The following is an 18100-nucleotide window of genomic DNA, read 5'->3' as shown; positions in this document are numbered from 1 at the left end:
CATGCAGCCCCGGCGCGGCGCGCAGAAGGATGCCCGTTGCGCCGGGGCACTTCAAAGGGAGATGGCGATGTACAAACGGTTCAGCCGTTTCATGACCTACCGGCGCTTCTATGTATGGCGTGCGCGGTACAACTATGTGGTGCGCAGCATCAATGGATGGACGCTTGTCTACGCGCTGCTGATGCTGGGGCTGGTGTATTCCTGCTGGATCATCTGGAGGATCAGCAACCCGCCGGTACTGCGCGTGCATCCGGAGGCGGCCAAGGTGCAGGTGCGGTTGATCCGGGAGCAGTCGATGCATCGCGTGGCCGTCGCACTTCACGGCGGCGGCAAGCCCGGGCAGGATTACACCACGGCCGACGAGGTGCGTGCGGCGACGCTGCGTGCGTTGCGCGCGCGCGAGCTCTATCTGGGCGAGGAGTCCAAGCAGCTGCAGGCAGACATGCTGGCGGACATCTCCGACTACATCCGCGCGACGGGGGTGTGCGCGCCCTTCATCTGCTGGCATATAAAGGAGAGTGTGGCGCAGCTGCGCAGGGCGGGGGAGCGGACGGCCAGACTGGATGCGGCACTGCGGCCGATGCTCGACCTGCCCGACGGTGCGCTGCCGCCGCTGGAAGGCGACTTGAACCGGTTGCAGAACTCGTGGTCCGACCCGTTCCAGGATGTGGTCTTCCACGGCTGGATGCTGAGTGACATCCAGGTGCTGCACGAGCGGATGATGGAGGAATACCCGCAGCGCGAGCCGATGCCGTGGTTGTCGCGGTTGATGGATAAGCCGCTGGACCCGCGTTACGCGATGTGACGCGCTGTAGGTGTCGACCTTGGTCGACACGGCCTAACGCCGCTGCGCTCGCCGGGCATGGCCCGGAGCTACCCATGCGGTGCCATGCGGCAGAGCAGGCGAGCATGGGCTCGGCTCTACAGGGTGGGGCCGATGTAGGCGCTGATCTCCGCTTCCGCCAGCAGCTGCCGCAGCTGCGCGATGGATGCCCGCCGCATCGGCTTTTCATCCACCGGCGACAGCGGTGCCTGGCGCAGGGTGTCGTAGGGCAGCACGGCCAGGTCGAAGGTCAGTTCCTCCGCACTGAACACCCACACCGGGACGTCCAGGCTGCGCTCGCGGTCCAGGCGCAGCCGGCGTACGCGCGATTCGGCGGGAATGCCGTGTTCGTCAAGGAAGCGGTGCACGGCTTCCGGGTCGTCGCTGTGCAGGTGCAGCTGGACGGGGCTGTTGGCGTCTGCGGTGCCATCCAGCACCGGGCCAGCCAGCCGCGGTGAAAAGCCGTGGAGGAATTCCAGGGCACGCAGTGCGGCTTCGCGGCGGCGCTGCAGTTCGTTGCCGTGCTGCGGGCCGGAGAACAGGCGCTGGTACTCGCGCAGGGCGTCTTCGATCTCGACGTTGCGGGGCAGGGAGGCATCGTCGTGGATGCCGAGGCGGCTGGCGGCCTTCAACTTGGCCTGGTGGTAGTCGCGGATGCCGCCTTCGGCCATGAGGCGGGCGGCTTCGTGGGCGAGGCGGTGGCGCCGCTCGCGGGTCTGGCTGGCAGCATGCTGACGTGCCCGATGCATGCAAAGACTCCTGATGCGACCTGCAGACAGGTTAGCGCAGTGATGTGACATCTGCGTGGGGGCGCATGGGTAGATGCCAACGCGCCAATCGGCGTTGGCAACCCCCGGTAGCGCCGGGCCATGCCCGGCGGATTGCATGAGTGCCAACCAACGGTTGGCACCCACCCGTACCGGCGTCAGAAGATATCGAACGCGGCGGCGTCGGCCTGCGGGGTGTTCTGCAGGTTGAGGTCGTAGTCGGTCAGGCGGTCCATGTCTTCCACCTTCACCCACTCCACCGCGCCGTTGAGCGTGGCCTGGACCATGCCGGCCGGCGGTTCGTTCTCGGCCAGCGGCACGTCCTTCAGGGCGGTGCGCATGTAGTCGATCCAGATCGGCAGGGCGGCCTTGCCACCGTATTCGCGGTAGCCCAGCGAGCGGAAGTCGTCGCGGCCCACCCAGACGGTGGTGACGTACGGGCCGCCGAAGCCGGAGAACCAGGCATCGCGGTGGTCGTTGGTCGAACCGGTCTTGCCACCCAGGTCGGCGCGGCCGAGCACCTTGGCGGCGGTACCGGTACCGCGCTGGACCACGTCGCGCATCATCGACACCAGCTGATAAGCCGTACGGGCGTCGATCGCGCGCGGGGCGGTGCGGGCGTCCGGGTTGACCGGTGCGGCCGGGGTCTCGGTGGCCGGCGCGGCGGCGGTGGCATCGGGCTTGGGCGCCGGGGCGCCGAAGTTGAAGCCGTCCACCACCTGGTTCACCGGCTGGTCGCTGGTGCCGGCGCACTCGCGGCAGGCCAGGGCCGGGTTCTCCTTGAACACCACGGTGCCGTCGCGGTCGGTCACCTGATCGATCAGCCAGGTGTCCACGCGCGAGCCGCCATTGGCGAACACGGCGTAGCCACGGGCCACCGACAGTGGGGTGAGCGAGGCGGTACCCAGCGACATCGACAGGTTCGGCGGCAGTTCCGATTCGGCAAAGCCGAACTCACTGATGTACTTGCGCGCGTAATCCACACCCATGCCGTCAAGCAGGCGCACCGAGACCAGGTTGCGCGACTGCACCAGCGCCTCGCGCAGGCGCATCGGGCCGCGGAAGCCGCCGCCGTCGTTCTGCGGGGCCCAGGTCTTGCCGCGGCGGTCGCGGAACACGACCGGGGCGTCGAGCACGATCGAGGCGGGGTTGTAGCCCTTGTCGAAGGCGGCCGCGTAGACGAACGGCTTGAAGCTCGAACCCGGCTGGCGGCGGGCCTGGGTGGCACGGTTGAACTTGTTGCCGGAGAAGCTGAAACCACCGACCAGGGCCTTCAGGGCACCGCTGTTGGCATCCAGCGAGACCAGGGCGGACTGGCCGCGCGGGATCTGGTCCAGCAGCCACTCGCCTTCCTTGGCGCCAGCACGCACACGCACGATGTCGCCGCGCTGCACCAGCTTGCCTGGGGTCTTGTTGGTCCATTTGGCGGCGCCGGCCGGCAGCACGATCTCGCTGCGGTTGGCCAGGACCACGGTGGCGCTGCCGTCGGCGCCGGTGCTGGCGACGATGGCCGGCAGCAGGCCGGCCTGGGCGACGATGCCGCGCAGGTGCTCGGCCAGGGCGGCGGCGTCATCACCGGCGCCCAGCTGCACCTGCTTTTCCACGCCGTGCCAGCCGTGGCGATGGTCGTACAGCAGCAGGCCGTCACGTACGGCCAGGTTGGCCGATTCCTGCAGAGTCGAATCGATCGTCGTGGTGACGTGGTAGCCCTTGTTGACCACGTCACCGCCGAAGCGGGCGATCATTTCCTGGCGCACCAGCTCGGCCACGTACGGGGCGTACACCTCCACCGGCGGCTCATGCGGGGTGGCGTGCATCGGCACGGCCTTGGCCGCATCGGCCTCGGCCTGGGTGACGAACTGCAGGTCGGCCATGCGCTGCAGCACGTAGTTGTCGCGGCGCTGGCGGGCACGTTCCGGGTTGGAGATCGGGTTGCCGGAGGAGGGGAACTTGGGGATGCCGGCCAGCGAGGCCATTTCGTCCAGATCCAGCTCGTTCAGCTTCTTGCCGTAGTAGAACTCGGCCGCAGCGGCCACACCGTAGGCGCGGTTGCCGAAGAAACTCTTGTTCAGGTACAGCTCGAAGATCTCGTCCTTGCTCAGCTCGGACTCGATCTTGCGGGCCAGCAGGATCTCGGCCAGCTTGCGCGTGTAGCTGTACTCGGAGCTGAGGAAGAACTGGCGGGCAACCTGCTGGGTGATGGTCGACCCCCCCGGCACGCGCCGGTCGCTGGTGGTGGCCAGCAGCCAGACCGCGCGGGCGATGCCCTTGTAGTCCACGCCGCCGTGTTCATAGAAGCGGGCGTCCTCGGTGGCCAGGAAAGCCCGCTTCAGGTTCTCCGGCACGTCCTTCATGGTGATGGGGGTGCGCCGGGTCTCGCCGAAGACGGCCATCAGCTTGCCGTCGGAGGCATAGACGTACATCGGCTCCTGCATTTCCACGTCGCGCAGGGTCTGCACGTCGGGAAGCTTGGACGATACGGCGTAGTACAGGCCGCCCACGGCGGCAGCACCAACCAGCGCCAGGACCAGGACAACAACAAAGATCCAGCGCAGCCAGCGGCGGAGACGAGTCATCGGTGTCAGATTCCGATTGCGAATTTCGTGGTCGCAGAGTATAGATTACGCAAGGTAGCGGCTGGGGCCGGTACCGGGGAACGCAAGGGGAATTGCCAGGGGCTGCGTGTTCATCCTGTGAGGGATTTCACAGCAGGGCGGTTGCCATTCGCTAAAAATACGTTATTAATGCGCGGACGCAGATCCTGTGTCCAAGTGCCCGTCGGCAGGGGAGAAACCGTGGGGCTCATCCCAAAAAGTCAGTCGCCGCTCATTGGCGTCGACATCAGTTCGACTGCGGTAAAGCTGTTGCAGCTTTCCCGCAGCGGCAACCGTTTCCGCGTGGAACACTACGCCGTGGAACCGTTGCCGCCGAATGCTGTGGTTGAAAAGAACATCGTCGAAGTGGAGGCCGTGGGCGAGGCCATCCGCCGGGCGATGAACCGTTCCGGCAGCAAGGCCAAGCTGGCCGCGGCCGCCGTGGCCGGTTCGGCGGTGATCACCAAGGTGATCCCGATGCCGGCCGACCTCGACGAAGCCGACATGGAAGCCCAGATCGAGCTGGAAGCGGTCAACTACATTCCGTACCCGATCGAGGAAGTGAACCTGGACTTCGAGGTGATCGGGGCGATCCCGAACAACCCGGAGATGGTCCAGGTGCTGCTGGCCGCCTCGCGCTCGGAAAACGTCGAGCTGCGCCAGTCGGCGCTGGAGCTGGGTGGCCTGCAGGCCAAGGTGATGGACGTGGAGGCCTTCGCGGTCGAGAACGCCTTCGCCCTGGTGGCCAGCGAGCTGCCGGTGTCCCACGACGGCGTGGTGGCCCTGGTCGACATCGGCGCCACCATGACCACGCTGAACGTCCTGCGCGGCGGCCGTAGCCTGTACAGCCGCGAACAGGTGTTCGGTGGCAAGCAGCTGACCGACGAGATCATGCGCCGCTACGGCCTGAGCTATGAGGAAGCGGGTCTGGCCAAGCGCCAGGGCGGGCTGCCGGAAAGCTACGAAGTGGAAGTGCTGGAGCCCTTCAAGGAAGCGACGGTCCAGCAGATCAGCCGCCTGCTGCAGTTCTTCTACGCAGGCAGCGAATTCAACCGGGTCGACCACATCGTGCTCGCCGGCGGTTGCGCCGCGCTGGCCGGTCTGCCGGAGATGGTCGAAGAGCAGCTGGGCGTGCCGACCGTGGTCGCCAACCCGCTGGCACAGATGACCCTGGGCCCGAAGGTGCAGGCGCAGGCGCTTGCCCAGGATGCCCCCGCGCTGATGATCGCTACCGGTCTGGCACTGAGGAGCTTCGACTGATGGCACGCATCAATCTATTGCCCTGGCGCGCCGAACGGCGCAAGCAGCGCCAGCGCGAGTTCGGCGTCATGCTGGGCATGGCCGCGCTCGGTGGCCTGCTGCTGTCCCTGCTGATCTGGTTCTACTACGACATGCAGGTCAGCGGCCAGCAGGAGCGCAATGCGTATCTGCAGACCGAGATCGACAAGGTCAAGAAGCAGAACGAGGAGATCAAGCGCCTCGACGAGCAGAAGAGCCGCCTGCTGGCGCGCAAGGCCGTCATCGAACAGCTGCAGGCCAAGCGTTCGCAGATGGTCCACCTGTTCGATGCCCTGGTCCGCACCATTCCCGATGGCGTGGTGCTGACCGCCCTGACCCAGGACGGCGACATGCTCACCCTGGAAGGCCGCACCCAGTCCAACGCCCGCGTTTCGGCGTACATGCGCAACCTGGAAGTGTCCGGCTGGATGACCAACCCGGAACTGTCGATCATCGAGGCCAGCACCCCGGACAAGGACAAGGAAATCCGTGCCGGTGGCCCTGTGGCTGACATCAAGGCCCTGCCGTACCTGTTCAAGGTGACGGTGAAGCTGCCGGCACAGAGCGACGAGACCACCACCCCCGGCCTGAATGCCGATGGCTCGGTGGCGACGCCTGGTGCTGCTGCTCCGGCCGTCGCGCCGCTGGCGGCAGGTCCGGATGCGGCCGCTCCGGCAGCCGGCCCGGCTTCGGCCCAGCCCGGCGCTGCCCCGGCCGCTGCTCCGGCACCTGCTGCTGCCCCGGCGAATGCCCCGGCTGCCCAGCCCGCGCCGACAGCGCCGGCCGCCAAGCCGGCGGCCCCGCCCAAGCCTGAGGGGAGCCGCCTGGCGCAGCCGCCGCAGGCCTTCCACGCCCCGTTGCAGGGGGACCGCGCATGAGCAGGAAAGTCGACCTCAAGAGCCTGGACTTCAACGACATCGGCAACTGGCCGCGGAACGCGAAGATCGTGTTCTGCACGCTGATCGCCCTGGTCATCATGTTCGTGGCGTACATGCTGCTGATCAGCGGCAAGCGCGAGGAGCTGGAAACCCTGGAAGGCCAGGAAGCCACGCTGCGCGAACAGTTCAGCACCGAGCAGGCACGCGCGGTGAACCTGGAACCGCTCAAGCAGCAGCTGGCACAGATGGAGCAGGTCCTGCAGCAGATGCTGCGGCAGCTGCCCAGCAAGACCGAGATGCCGGACCTGATCATCGACATCTCGCAGACCGCGCTGTCCAGCGGCCTGACCAACCAGCTGTTCGAGCCGGAGCAGGAACAGATCAAGGAGTTCTACGCCGAGAAGCCGATCAAGCTGAAGATGGTGGGCAGCTACCACCAGTTCGGCGCGTTCGTCAGTGGCGTGGCCTCGCTGCCGCGCGTGGTCATCCTGACCATGCACGACATCAACCTGAAGCCGGCCGACAAGACCGGTGGCAGCATCCGCGCCGGCGCGCTGGAGCTGTCCGGTACGGTCAAAACGTACCGGTACCTGGATGAGTCCGAGATCGCAGAGCAACAGGTTGAACCGGGCAAGGAGGCGCAGCCGTGATCCGTTCCTTCATTGCACGGGGTGGCATGGCGATGGCGGTGTTGTTGCTGGCCGGCTGCGGCCGCGGCATCACCAGCACGCCGGGCGACGCCCCCAACCTGGAAAAATGGGTTGAAAGCGAGCGCGCACGACCGGCGCAGCCGCTCGAGCCGCTGCCGGTGATGCAGCAGTTCGAGACCTTCGAGTATTCCGCGCAGGGCATGCGCGATCCGTTCACCGATGCCTGGGCCAATCCGCAGCAGGGGGCTGGTGGAACCCGTCCGGATCCGAACCGGCGCAAGGAGCCGCTTGAAGGCTTCCCGCTGGATGCGCTGGACATGGTGGGTACCATCGGTACCGGAGGCGGCACTGTCGCCCTGGTGATGGGGCCCGACAAGGTGACCTACCGGGTGCGCCCGGGTGGATACCTTGGGCAGAGCGACGGGCGGGTCACCGCGGTCTACGAAGACCGCGTGGAGCTGATCGAACTTGTGCCGGACGGTGCGGGGGGCTGGCTGGAACGTCCGGCCACGCTCGCGCTCGATGATCAATGATCGTTTACTGGGGATAGCACGATGACTTTTCACCAAGCCAAGGGGCTGCGACCCATCCGGCGCTCTACCTTGAACCGCATCAGCGCGCTGGGAGTCGCGCTGATGCTGGCCTGCGCCCCGGCGCTGGCTGCCGCACCGGCCGAAAAGCCGGCAGGCACCGCCGTAGCGACGCAGGCCTCCGCGCCGGCCTCGCTGTCGGTGCAGCGGATCGATTTCAAGCGCGGCGATGACGGCAGTGGCCGCCTGATCGTCCAGTTCGACGGCCAGGGCGCGATCCCTGACCTGCGCACGCAGGACAACAGCGTGGTGGTCGACGTCGGCAATGCCCGACTGCCGGCCAACCTGCAGAAGCCGCTGAACGTCACCGACTTCGCCACGCCGGTGCAGCGCATCGACGCCAAGCCGTCGGGCGCGGGCACCCAGCTGGTGCTGAGCACCGGCGGCGCAGTCGAATCGCTGGCCTACCAGAGCGGCAACGAGTACGTGGTCGAGATCAGTGCCCGCAAGGCACCGGCCGCCGTCGGTGCCGTCACCGCAGGCAGCGTCACCCAGGCTGCCAAGGGCGTGCCGGAGCGTGGCTACAGCGGCAAGCCGGTCACCTTCAACTTCCAGGACGTGCCGGTGCGCACCGTGCTGCAGTTGATTGCGGAAGAGTCGAACCTGAATGTCGTGGCGTCCGATTCGGTGCAGGGCAATGTGACCCTGCGCCTGGTCAACGTGCCGTGGGACCAGGCGCTGGACATCGTGCTGCGCGCCAAGGGCATGGACAAGCGTCGCGACGGCAGCGTGATCTGGGTCGCGCCGCAGGCTGAACTGGCCAAGTTCGAGCAGGAAAAGGAAGACGCACGCATCGCCATCGAGAACCGCGAGGATCTGGTGACCGATTACGTGCAGATCAACTACCACAGCGCCACGCAGATCTTCAAAGCGCTGACCGAGGCCAAGGGCATCGGTGGTGGCGGTGGTGGCAGCGGTGGCGGCTCCAGCTCCAGCCAGGAAGAGAGTGGCTTCCTGTCCTCGCGCGGCCGCATCGTCGCCGACGAGCGCACCAACACCCTGATGATCAGCGACATCCCGAAGAAGATCGCGCGCATGCGTGAGCTGATCAACGTGATCGACCGCCCGGTCGACCAGGTGCTGATCGAGAGCCGCATCGTCATCGCCACCGATACCTTTGCCCGCGAACTGGGTGCCAAGTTCGGCATCAGCGGCAGCCGCGACAATGTGTACTTTGGTGGCAACGTGGATCAGAACCACAGCACCCTCGATTCGCAGGTGACCACCGCCGCCACCAACGCCAACGCGGTGCGCGACTGGATCGCCGGCGGCAGCGTCGGCCCGGCGCCCATCCCGGTTGCGTCGAAGATTGGCAACGGCCTGAACTGGAACCTGCCGGTGGCCTCCACCAGCAACCCCGGTTCGCTGGCACTGTCCATCCTCAACGCGGGTTACCTGCTGGACGTCGAACTGTCGGCCATGCAGGAAGAGTCGCGTGGTGAAGTGATCTCCAACCCGCGCGTGGTGACCACCAACCAGCGCGAGGCCCTGATCAAGCAGGGTAAGGAAATCGGCTACGTGACCATCAGCGGCGGCGGTGCGGCCGGCGGTGCGCAGACCCCGAACGTGCAGTTCAAGGAAGTGGTGCTGGAGCTGAAGGTCACCCCGACCATCACCGACGACAACCGCGTGTTCCTGAACATGGCGGTCAAGAAGGACGAAGTGCAGCGCTACATCACCCTGGCCGGCTACGGTGAAATCCCGGAAATCAACCGCCGCGAGGTCAACACCGCCGTGCTGGTGGAGGACGGCCAGACCGTGGTGATCGGTGGCGTGTACGAGTTCACCGACCGCAGCAGCGTCAGCAAGGTGCCGTTCCTGGGCGATGTGCCGTTCCTGGGCAATCTGTTCAAGAAGCGTGGCCGCAACAAGGACAAGGCCGAACTGCTGGTGTTCGTGACCCCGAAGGTGCTGCGCGTGGCCAAGAAGAGCTGAGCCAGCCCGCACACGCTGTACGAGACGGGGTCGCCATGTGCGGCCCTTTTTCGTGGTGGATCCACGCCATGCGGCGATGGCCATTCATCCGTCCTTGATCCAATCCGCGGACCGGCCTGCGATGATGTGGGGAACCCGTGCCGTTCCGCGCCGGTCAAAGGCCCCCATGAACCTGCCACCGCCGATGCCCGAATCCGCCACGCCGCCGCCCGCGCCGACCACTTCGCAGCTGCATGCCGCCTTTACCGGCCTGCGTGATGCCCTGTCGGCCGAGATCGTCGGCCAGGCCGCGCTGGTCGAGCGCCTGCTGATCGCCCTGCTGGCTGACGGCCACCTGCTGGTCGAAGGCGCCCCCGGCCTGGCCAAGACCACCGCCATCCGCGCGCTGGCCTCACGACTGGAAGCCGATTTCGCCCGCGTCCAGTTCACCCCGGACCTGCTGCCGGCCGACCTGACCGGTACCGAGATCTGGCGCCCGCAGGAAGGTCGCTTTGAATTCGTGCCCGGCCCGATCTTCCACCCGATCCTGCTGGCCGATGAGATCAACCGCGCCCCGGCCAAGGTGCAGTCTGCGCTGCTGGAAGCGATGGGCGAGCGCCAGGTCACCGTCGGTCGCCATACCTATGCGCTGCCGTCGCTGTTCCTGGTAATGGCCACGCAGAACCCGATCGAGCAGGAAGGCACCTTCCCGCTACCGGAAGCGCAGCTGGACCGTTTCCTGATGCATGTGCGCATCGGCTACCCCGACCAGGCCGCCGAAGCGGAGATCCTGCGCTTGGCCCGCGACCGCGCGCGCGGTGCGCTGGACAACGCCGCGCCGGCACCGGAAAAACTGCCGATGCAGGTGGTGTTCGACGCCCGCCGCGAAGTGCTGGACCTGCACATGGCGCCGGCGCTGGAGCGTTACCTGATCGAACTGGTGCTGGCCTCGCGCGATCCGTCGCGCTACGACGCCGGCCTCGGCCGCCGTATCGCCTGGGGCGCGAGCCCGCGCGGCTCGATCGCGCTGGAGCGCTGCGCGCGTGCACGTGCGTGGCTGGCCGGTCGTGACTTCGTTACCCCGGATGACGTGCGTGCCGTGGCCGCCGACGTGCTGCGCCACCGCGTGCTGCCCAGCTATGAAGCGACGGCCGAAGGCTGGGATGGCGAGCGCCTGGTGCAGGAACTGCTGGCCCGCGTGCCGGCGCCCTGAGCCTGCACATGTCCGATTCATCCCCGCCGCACAGCGCCAGCGTGGCCGAAGGCGATGGCCTGCGCCCGCAGCTGGCCGAGCTGGTGGCCCTGCGCCGGTTGGCGCAGCGACCGCCGCCGCCGCGCCGTGGCCGCGTGGGCAATGCCGGCCAGGCACCGTCACCGCTGCGCGGACGCGGCATGGAATATGCCGAGTCGCGCGAATACGTACCCGGCGATGACGCGCGGCACATCGACTGGCGGGTGACCGCGCGCACCGGTCGCGCTCATACCAAGCTGTTCCAGGCCGAGCGCGAACGGGTCAGCCTGATCGTCGCCGACACCTCGCCGGCGCTGTACTTTGGTACGCGCGTGCGCTTCAAATCGGTGCAGGCCGCGCGCGCCGGGGCTGTGGCTGCGTGGTCCGCACAACGTCGTGGCGACCGCATCGGCGCGCTGCGTGGCAGTGACCGTGAGCCGCCGATCGCTCCGGCCGGCGGCCCGCGTGGCGTGCTGCGCGTGCTCGACGCACTGACCCGCTGGTACGCGCAACCGCCTGCCGATGACCTCGGCCTGGAGCGCGCGCTGGACCACGCCGGCCGTGTGCTGCGCCCCGGCGCACGCATGCTGGTACTGGCCGATCCCCAGCAGGCCGTGCGCATCGCACCGGCACGCTGGAGTGCGCTGGCCCAGCACCACGACCTGAGCCTGCTGCTGCTGGTCGACCCGCTGGAACTGCAGCCGCCCTCGGCGCCGCTGCAGTTCCTGGCCGCGCAGCAGCGCATCGGCCTGGATCTGCGCCGCAGCGAAGTGCAGGACCACTGGCGCGCGCACTTCGTTGAGCCGCTGCAGGCCATGCGCCAGCAGCTGGCTGCACGCCGCGTGGATGTACAGATCCTCTCCACCGACGCGCCCAGCGACGCCTGGCTGGCACCTGCACCGACCGAGGTGCCGGCGTGAGCGCGGCCCTGCCGTTGCGCGATGTCGCGCTGCCGCCGTCGCCTTCGTGGTGGCCGCCGGCGCCGGGCTGGCTGATGTTGGCCGGCGCCGTGCTGCTGGTGCTGGGCATCGTGCTCTTCATCCGCGAGCGTCGTCGCCGTCGACGCCAGCGCTGGCTGCAGCAGTTCGACCAGGAACTGCAGGCGGCGCCCACCGCAGCGGCCGAACTGGCCACCATCGCCGGCCTGCTGCGTCGCGCCGCGCGCCTGGCCCAGCCGGGCAGCGAAGCGCTGCATGACCAGGCCTGGTGGCAGCGGATCGACCCGAAGGACGAGCTGGGCGAGCCGCAGCGACGCCTGCTGGCCGAAGGTGCCTACCGGCCGCAGGTGCCGGCGGATGAGGTGGTCGAGGTCCGCCGCTGGGCACGCGAACGTTACCTGCAGCTGCTGCAGGAGCGTCGCCGATGAGCCTGCTGGCAAGTTACTGGCCCTGGCCGGACCTGCAGCTGGCCTGGCCGCTGGCACTGCTGGCGCTGCCCGTGCCGCTGCTGATGCATCTGTGGAAACGCCGGGCCGAACCCGGCGCCGCCCTGCGCGTGCCGTATGCCGCCGCCGAGCTGCTGGCGCTGGCCGGCGGCGGACGCGTCGATGCATCCTGGCTGCGCACGATCATCCTGTGGTTGGCCTGGGCCGCACTGTGCGTGGCGATGGCGCGGCCGCAGCAGCTGGGCGATGCGATCACGCCGCCGCAGGAAGGCCGGCAGATGATGCTGGCGATGGACGTGTCCGGCAGCATGAGCGAGCCGGACATGGTGCTCGGTTCACAGGCGGTGGAGCGATTGACCGCGGCCAAGGCGGTGCTGGCCGACTTCCTCGACCGCCGCGCCGGTGACCGCGTCGGCCTGCTGGTGTTCGGCGATCGTGCCTACACGCTCACCCCGATCACCGCCGACCTGGCCAGCGTGCGCGACCAGCTGCGCGACAGCGTGGTCGGCCTGGCCGGCCGCGAGACCGCCATCGGCGATGCGATCGCGCTGGCGGTCAAGCGCCTGCGCAGCCAGCCGGAGGGGCAGCGCGTGCTGATCCTGCTGACCGACGGCGTCAGCAATGCCGGAGTGCTGGAGCCGCTGCGCGCGGCCGAACTGGCGCGTGCCGAAGGTGTACGCGTGCATACGGTCGCCTTTGGCAGCGATGGCAGCATGCGTCTGTTCGGCATCCCCATCGCCAGTGACCGCGACCCGGTGGATGAAGCCACCCTGCGAAAGATCGCCGAAATGACCGGCGGCCGTTTCTTCCGCGCCCGCGATACCGACGAGCTGGCCGGCATCTACGCCGAGCTGGACCGGTTGGAGCCGATCGCGGCGAAGGGCCCGAGCCTGCGTCCGCGCAATGAACGTTATGCCTGGCCGCTGGGCCTGGCGCTGTTGCTGGGTGCATTGGCATGGCTGTGGCCGGAGCGCCGCCGATGATCGCCACGTTCCTGCAGACATTCCAGGCCGCGCTTCCCGATTGGAGCGCACTGCATTTCCTGCGGCCCGAGTGGCTGTGGGCGCTGCTCGCGCTGCCGCTGATCATCGCCGCCACGTTGTACCGGCAACGTCGCAGTGATGCGTGGCGGCAGGCGGTCGACGCGCATCTGCTGTCGCACCTGCTAGCCGCAGGTGGGCGCCGCCGTGCGCGTCTGCCCTGGGCCATCCTGCTGGGCTGGACGCTGGCCGTGCTGGCCCTGGCCGGCCCGAGCTGGCGCCAGCAGGCGCAGCCGATGTACCAGGCCGGCACGCCGCTGGTGGTGGTGCTGGATCTGTCCAGCCGCATCACCGCCACCGACCTGCCGCCATCGCGGTTGCTGCAGGCACGGGCCAAGATCGGTGCACTGCTGCGTGCGCGGCAGGGCGGCCAGGTCGGTCTCGTGGTGTATGCCGATGATGCCTACACGGTGGCTCCGTTGACCGATGACACTGCCAACGTGGCGCTGTATCTGGATGCGCTGTCGCCGGAGGTGATGCCGCGCGAAGGGCAGCATGCCGACCGCGCCATCGACTGGGCGACCCAGCTGCTGCGCCAGACCGGCACGCTGCGTGGGCGCATCCTGCTGATCAGCGACCAGGCCGATGCCGCTGCCGCGCTCGCCGCGACGCAGGCGCGTAGTCTCGGCCTGCAGGTGTCGGTGCTGGGCCTCGGCACGCCTACCGGTGCCGCTTACCGCGATGGCAGCGGGCAGATCGCCCAGGCGGCGCTGGATGAAGGCAGCCTGCGCACGGTGGCCACCGCCGGTGGCGGCCAGTACGCGCGCATCGCCGCCGATGACCGCGACCTGCGTGCACTGGATGTGCTGGATGCCAGCGATGGCACCGCACGGCAGGGCCGGGGGCAGGGCAGTCAGTGGCAGGATGAAGGCTACTGGCTGCTGCCGCCGCTGATGCTGCTGGCCCTGCTGGCGTTCCGGCGCCGCGCGGTGCTGGCCGCGGTGCTGGCGGTGGGCTTGCTGCCGCTGGCCGGCAACCTGCACGCACAGCCACGCAGTGCGCCGACGAAAGAAACCGGCACGCTCTGGCAGCGCGCCGACCAGCGCGAGCACGAACGCATCGCCGAAGGCGTGCAGGCCTACCGCAACGGTGATTTCGATACCGCGCGCGCACGCTTCGAGGGCATCGACAGTGATGCCGGCCTGTACAACCTCGGCAACGCGCTGGCGCGGCAGGGCGACTACGACGGTGCCATCGCCGCCTACGACTGCGCGCTGGCCAAGCATCCGGGCATGGCCGATGCAGTGGCCAACCGCGCGGTGGTCGATGCCGCGCGCAAGCGCAAGCCGCCGTCGAACAAGGACCAGAACAACCGCTCCAACCAGGACAAGGGCCAGGGCCAGCCGCCGCAGCAGCCGAAGCAGGGGCAGCAGCCAGGTCAACAGGGCCAGCAGGGGCAGCAGGATCAACAGCCGCCGCTGCAGGGCAAGCCCGGCGAAAACAAAGACGGCCAGAATGCCGGTCCGCAGGCCGCCGATGCGCAGGCACAGGCGCAGGCCGACGCCGAGCAGCGCCAGCGCATGCAGCAGGCCATGCAGCAGTCCAGGCCCGGCGAGAAGGGCAAGCCGGCCACGCGCGGCGACGGCCGCACGCCGCAGCAGCGCGAGGAACAGCAGGCAGTGGAGGCGTGGATGCGTCGCGTGCCCGATGACCCGGGCTCGCTGCTGCGGACCAAGTTCCAGCTGGAAAACGAACGCAGAAAGAGGGAAGGGCGATGATCGGCGTGCCGCGCAGGACATTCCAGGTGACGGTGCTGCTGGCGATGCTGCTGGTGTGGCTGCCGTCGGCCGCACTGGCGCAGACGCGCGCGTGGCTCGACCCGGCCAGCACCACCCTCGGTGAGCCGGTCACCCTGCAGGTGGAAACCGACCAGGGCAGTCCGGACTTTGCGCCGTTGAATGCGGACTTCGCGCTCGGCGCGCAGGGCAGCAGCCGCCAGGTGCAGTGGAGCAACGGCAGCATGCAGCAGCGCAACGTGTACTCGGTGACGCTGACCCCGCGCCGCAGCGGCACCCTGCTGGTGCCCTCGCTGCAGGTCGGCAGCCAGCGCACCGAACCGCTGCAGCTGCAGGTGGGCACCGGCACGGTGGCCACCGCACAGAGCAATGCCGCCGCTTTCGTCGAGACTGAAGTGGACGACGCGCAGCCTTACGTGCAGCAGAGCGTGGGCGTGGTGGTGCGCCTGTACTTCGCCTCGCAGCTGGCCTCTGGCGAGCTGGTGCTGGATACGCCGGAAGGTGCCTCGCTGCAGCGGGTGGGCGAGGACCGCACCGACGTGCGCCAGGTCAACGGCCGCCGCTACAACGTGGTGGAGCGCCGCTTCCTGCTGATTCCCGAACGCAGCGGGCCGCTGCGCCTGCCCGGCGCACGCTTCAACGGGCGCACGGCCGGTGGCTTCTTCGATGATTTCTTCGGTGCGGGCGGCGACGGGCGCATGAACGCCGTCGCCCCCGAGCGCACCCTGCAGGTGCGCGCGCAACCGGCGCAGGCACCGCAGCCCTGGATGCCGCTGCACGGCCTGCAGCTGCGCTACACCACGGCGCCGGACAGTGCGCGGGCCGGCGAAGCGGCCACCGTGGTGGTCGAAGCCGTGGCAAACGGTGCGACCCGCGCCCAGTTCACCGATCTGCCGGTGCCCGACGTGGGCGATGCCGGGCAGGTCTTTGCCGAACCGGCCCAGTACGATGAGACCTTCAGCGGCAGCACGCCGCGCTTGAAGATCACCCGGCGCTATTCGATCGTGCCGCGCCAGGCCGGCACGCTGGTGGTGCCGGGGCCGAAGGTGACCTGGTGGAACGTGGACAGCGGCACTGCCGAGCAGGCCACGCTGCCGGATCTGACCCTGACGGTGGCCGCCGGACGCAGTGGTACCCCGGCGCCCCAGCCCCTCGATACACAGGCCGCGCTGCCCGGCGACGACGCGCGGCCGGCCGCACCGACCGCGGTGCCGTTGGGCACGGCCGTTGCGCGCCCGTGGCCCTGGATCTCGGCTGCCATTGGTCTGGCCGTGCTGTGGCTGCTGACCCTGGCCTGGGGCTGGCGCCGTGGCCGTCGCGCACCGTCTGCCGGCGCACCGATCACCACAGGTACCAGCCGCAGCGGCGCATCGCGTGGCAGCGTGGCCGAGCTGCGCCGCGCACTCGACGGCGAGGGATTCGACCAGGTGCAGGCGCAGCTGTGTGCGATGGCCGGGGTTGAACGCCTGGAGCAGGTGATCGAGCGTCTGGCCGATCCGGCCCAGCGCCAGGTGCTGCTGGACCTGCAGGCCGCGCGCTGGGGCGGGCAGGGTGAAGCGTCGGTGCTGCGTGCGCGCCTGCGCGAATGCTTCCGTGACGGACCGCACTGGTCGGCGCCGCAGAAAGCCGTCGACACTGGGCTGGCGCCGCTGTACCCCACGCAGCGACCCTGAACCGGCGGAGCTTGCGCGCTTTGTTAGAGTAGATTCATTTTTCGAGGAATGCCGCGTATGACAGCAGCTGCTGCCGACAAGAAGAAGTTGCCCCTGCACTGGAAGATGGGCATCGGCTTTGCGATCGGCCTGATCCTGGGGTTGACCGTGCATGCCCTGGGCGGCAGCGTCGATGGTCTGCAGGCCGGTGCCAAGTGGGTCATGGACTACATCACCACGCCGGCATCGGGTCTGTTCCTCAACCTGATCTTCATGCTGATCGTGCCGCTGATCTTCTCGGCGCTGATCATGGGCGTGTCCGAGATGGGCGACATCCGCGCCCTCGGCCGTATCGGCTGGAAGACCCTGGCCTACACCATTCTGTTGTCCGGCATTGCCGTGGGCATCGGCCTGGTGCTGGTCAACGTGCTCAAGCCGGGCGCTGGCGTCGACCCGCAGACGGCCGCGCTGATGCTGTCGGAGAACGCCGAGCGCAGCAAGGAGATCGTGGCCGGCATCCATGGCACGCCCAAGGGGATGGACATGCTGCTGTCGATCGTGCCGAGCAACGTGCTGCAGGCCGCGTCGGACAATGGCGCCATCCTGTCGCTGATGTTCTTCGCGCTGATGTTCGGCATCGGCATGGTGCTGACCGACGAAGAGAAGGTCGCCCCGCTGCGTCGCGCCATCGAAGGCGTGTTCGAAATCTCGATGACCCTGATCAACCTGGTCATCCGCCTGGCCCCGTACGCGGTGGCCTGCTTCATGTTCAACCTGGCCGCGCTGTTCGGCTTCGAGCTGATCATCCGCCTCGGTGCCTATGTGGGCGTGGTGGTGCTGGCGCTGGGCCTGCACATGGTCGTGACCTACGGCGCCGCGGTGTGGCTGTCGGGCCGTTCGCCGCTGTCGTTCTTCCGCGATACCCAGGAAGCGACGGTGATGGCCTTCTCCACCGCCTCCAGCAACGCCACCCTGCCCACCGCGCTGCGCGTGGCCGACCAGATGGGCCTGCCGCAGCGCGTCTCGCGTTTCGTGCTGACCGTGGGCGCCACCGCCAACCAGAACGGCACCGCGCTGTTCGAGGGCGTGACGGTGATCTTCCTGGCCCAGTTCTTCGGCGTGGACCTGTCCATCGGCCAGCAGGTCATGGTGATGGCGGTCTGCATCCTGGGCGGCATCGGTACCGCCGGCGTGCCGTCGGGCTCGCTGCCGGTGGTGGCGATGATCTGCGCGATGGTCGGCGTGAACCCGCTGGGCATCGGCCTGATCCTGGGCGTGAACCACTTCCTGGACATGTGCCGTACCGCGCTGAACGTGACCGGCGACCTGGCCCTGACCACCCTGGTGGCCAAGGGCGAGGCGGCCGACACCCCTGCCGAGGCGGCTGCTGCCGCGGCCCGTCTGGACAACTGATCGGTAGTGCCGGCCGCTGGCCGGCAACACCTGAACGGGGTCGGATCCCTTTCCGCCAGGAAAGGGCTCCGACCCCGTCTCGTTTCCGGGCGACGTTGACCTGACCCTGCCGGGCGTCTGTGGGACAATGGCGCGCCCGCAGTTTCGCGG

General features: G+C 68.4%; 15 protein-coding genes. 13 read left to right on the top strand and 2 right to left on the bottom strand.

Going from position 1 to position 18100, the window contains the following annotated elements; all coding sequences use genetic code 11:
• Nucleotides 1-67 precede the first annotated feature (67 nt).
• Nucleotides 68-805: a hypothetical protein gene (locus NQ204_RS00390; protein ID WP_256642763.1), complete on the top strand. Its 738-nt coding sequence runs from the start codon at nt 68-70 to the stop codon at nt 803-805.
• A 116-nt stretch (nt 806-921) separates the two neighbouring features.
• Here NQ204_RS00390 and NQ204_RS00385 read toward each other — a convergent pair whose 3' ends face one another.
• The gene (locus NQ204_RS00385; RefSeq protein ID WP_116864786.1) at nt 922-1572 is read right to left on the bottom strand and encodes a hypothetical protein; all 651 of its coding nucleotides are present in this window, start codon (nt 1570-1572) and stop codon (nt 922-924) included.
• Nucleotides 1573-1748: 176 nt separating this feature from the next.
• Complete coding sequence (locus NQ204_RS00380; protein WP_116864785.1) at nt 1749-4166, bottom strand: penicillin-binding protein 1A; 2418 nt, start codon at nt 4164-4166, stop codon at nt 1749-1751.
• Between the two features lie 219 nt (nt 4167-4385).
• Here NQ204_RS00380 and NQ204_RS00375 point away from each other — a divergent pair, with 219 nt between their 5' ends.
• The 12 genes from NQ204_RS00375 (at nt 4386) to NQ204_RS00320 (ending at nt 17950) form a co-directional block, all read left to right on the top strand.
• Entirely contained in the window at nt 4386-5444 is a 1059-nt protein-coding gene (locus NQ204_RS00375) for a pilus assembly protein PilM (protein ID WP_079223036.1), read from the top strand.
• Entirely contained in the window at nt 5444-6340 is an 897-nt protein-coding gene (locus tag NQ204_RS00370) for a PilN domain-containing protein (RefSeq protein WP_256642762.1), read from the top strand. Before NQ204_RS00375 ends, NQ204_RS00370 begins: the two co-directional genes overlap by 1 nt.
• Nucleotides 6337-6990 (top strand): type IV pilus inner membrane component PilO, encoded by a 654-nt coding sequence (locus tag NQ204_RS00365; protein ID WP_116863731.1) that lies wholly within the window; start codon nt 6337-6339, stop codon nt 6988-6990. The genes NQ204_RS00370 and NQ204_RS00365 overlap by 4 nt, the downstream gene beginning before the upstream one ends.
• A gap of 26 nt (nt 6991-7016) precedes the next feature.
• Nucleotides 7017-7523 carry a pilus assembly protein PilP gene (locus NQ204_RS00360; protein ID WP_108770744.1) on the top strand — a complete coding sequence of 169 codons (507 nt, stop codon included), beginning with the start codon at nt 7017-7019 and terminating at the stop codon, nt 7521-7523.
• 21 nt (nt 7524-7544) lie between these two features.
• Entirely contained in the window at nt 7545-9515 is a 1971-nt protein-coding gene (locus tag NQ204_RS00355; protein WP_116863730.1) for a type IV pilus secretin PilQ, read from the top strand.
• A gap of 166 nt (nt 9516-9681) precedes the next feature.
• Nucleotides 9682-10707, top strand: coding sequence for an AAA family ATPase (locus NQ204_RS00350; protein ID WP_108769844.1), 1026 nt, complete (start codon nt 9682-9684; stop codon nt 10705-10707).
• Nucleotides 10708-10715: 8 nt separating this feature from the next.
• On the top strand, nt 10716-11645 hold the full coding sequence (locus tag NQ204_RS00345; protein ID WP_116863729.1) for a DUF58 domain-containing protein: 930 nt from the start codon (nt 10716-10718) through the stop codon (nt 11643-11645).
• Nucleotides 11642-12091 (top strand): DUF4381 family protein, encoded by a 450-nt coding sequence (locus NQ204_RS00340; protein WP_116863728.1) that lies wholly within the window; start codon nt 11642-11644, stop codon nt 12089-12091. The genes NQ204_RS00345 and NQ204_RS00340 overlap by 4 nt, the downstream gene beginning before the upstream one ends.
• Nucleotides 12088-13092 (top strand): vWA domain-containing protein, encoded by a 1005-nt coding sequence (locus tag NQ204_RS00335; RefSeq protein WP_116863727.1) that lies wholly within the window; start codon nt 12088-12090, stop codon nt 13090-13092. Before NQ204_RS00340 ends, NQ204_RS00335 begins: the two co-directional genes overlap by 4 nt.
• Nucleotides 13089-14867, top strand: coding sequence for a VWA domain-containing protein (locus NQ204_RS00330; protein ID WP_243402698.1), 1779 nt, complete (start codon nt 13089-13091; stop codon nt 14865-14867). Before NQ204_RS00335 ends, NQ204_RS00330 begins: the two co-directional genes overlap by 4 nt.
• Nucleotides 14864-16558, top strand: a complete 1695-nt coding sequence (locus NQ204_RS00325) for a BatD family protein (protein WP_116863725.1) — start codon at nt 14864-14866, stop codon at nt 16556-16558. The genes NQ204_RS00330 and NQ204_RS00325 overlap by 4 nt, the downstream gene beginning before the upstream one ends.
• A 57-nt stretch (nt 16559-16615) precedes the next feature.
• Nucleotides 16616-17950, top strand: coding sequence for a dicarboxylate/amino acid:cation symporter (locus tag NQ204_RS00320; protein WP_256642761.1), 1335 nt, complete (start codon nt 16616-16618; stop codon nt 17948-17950).
• Nucleotides 17951-18100: the final 150 nt, after the last annotated feature.

The organism is Stenotrophomonas testudinis (genome assembly GCF_024499815.1).
In the GTDB taxonomy this organism is placed as follows: Bacteria; Pseudomonadota; Gammaproteobacteria; order Xanthomonadales; family Xanthomonadaceae; genus Stenotrophomonas.
The sequence above is the reverse complement of the archived record's forward strand: the minus strand, read 5'-3'. Positions and strand labels throughout refer to the sequence as shown.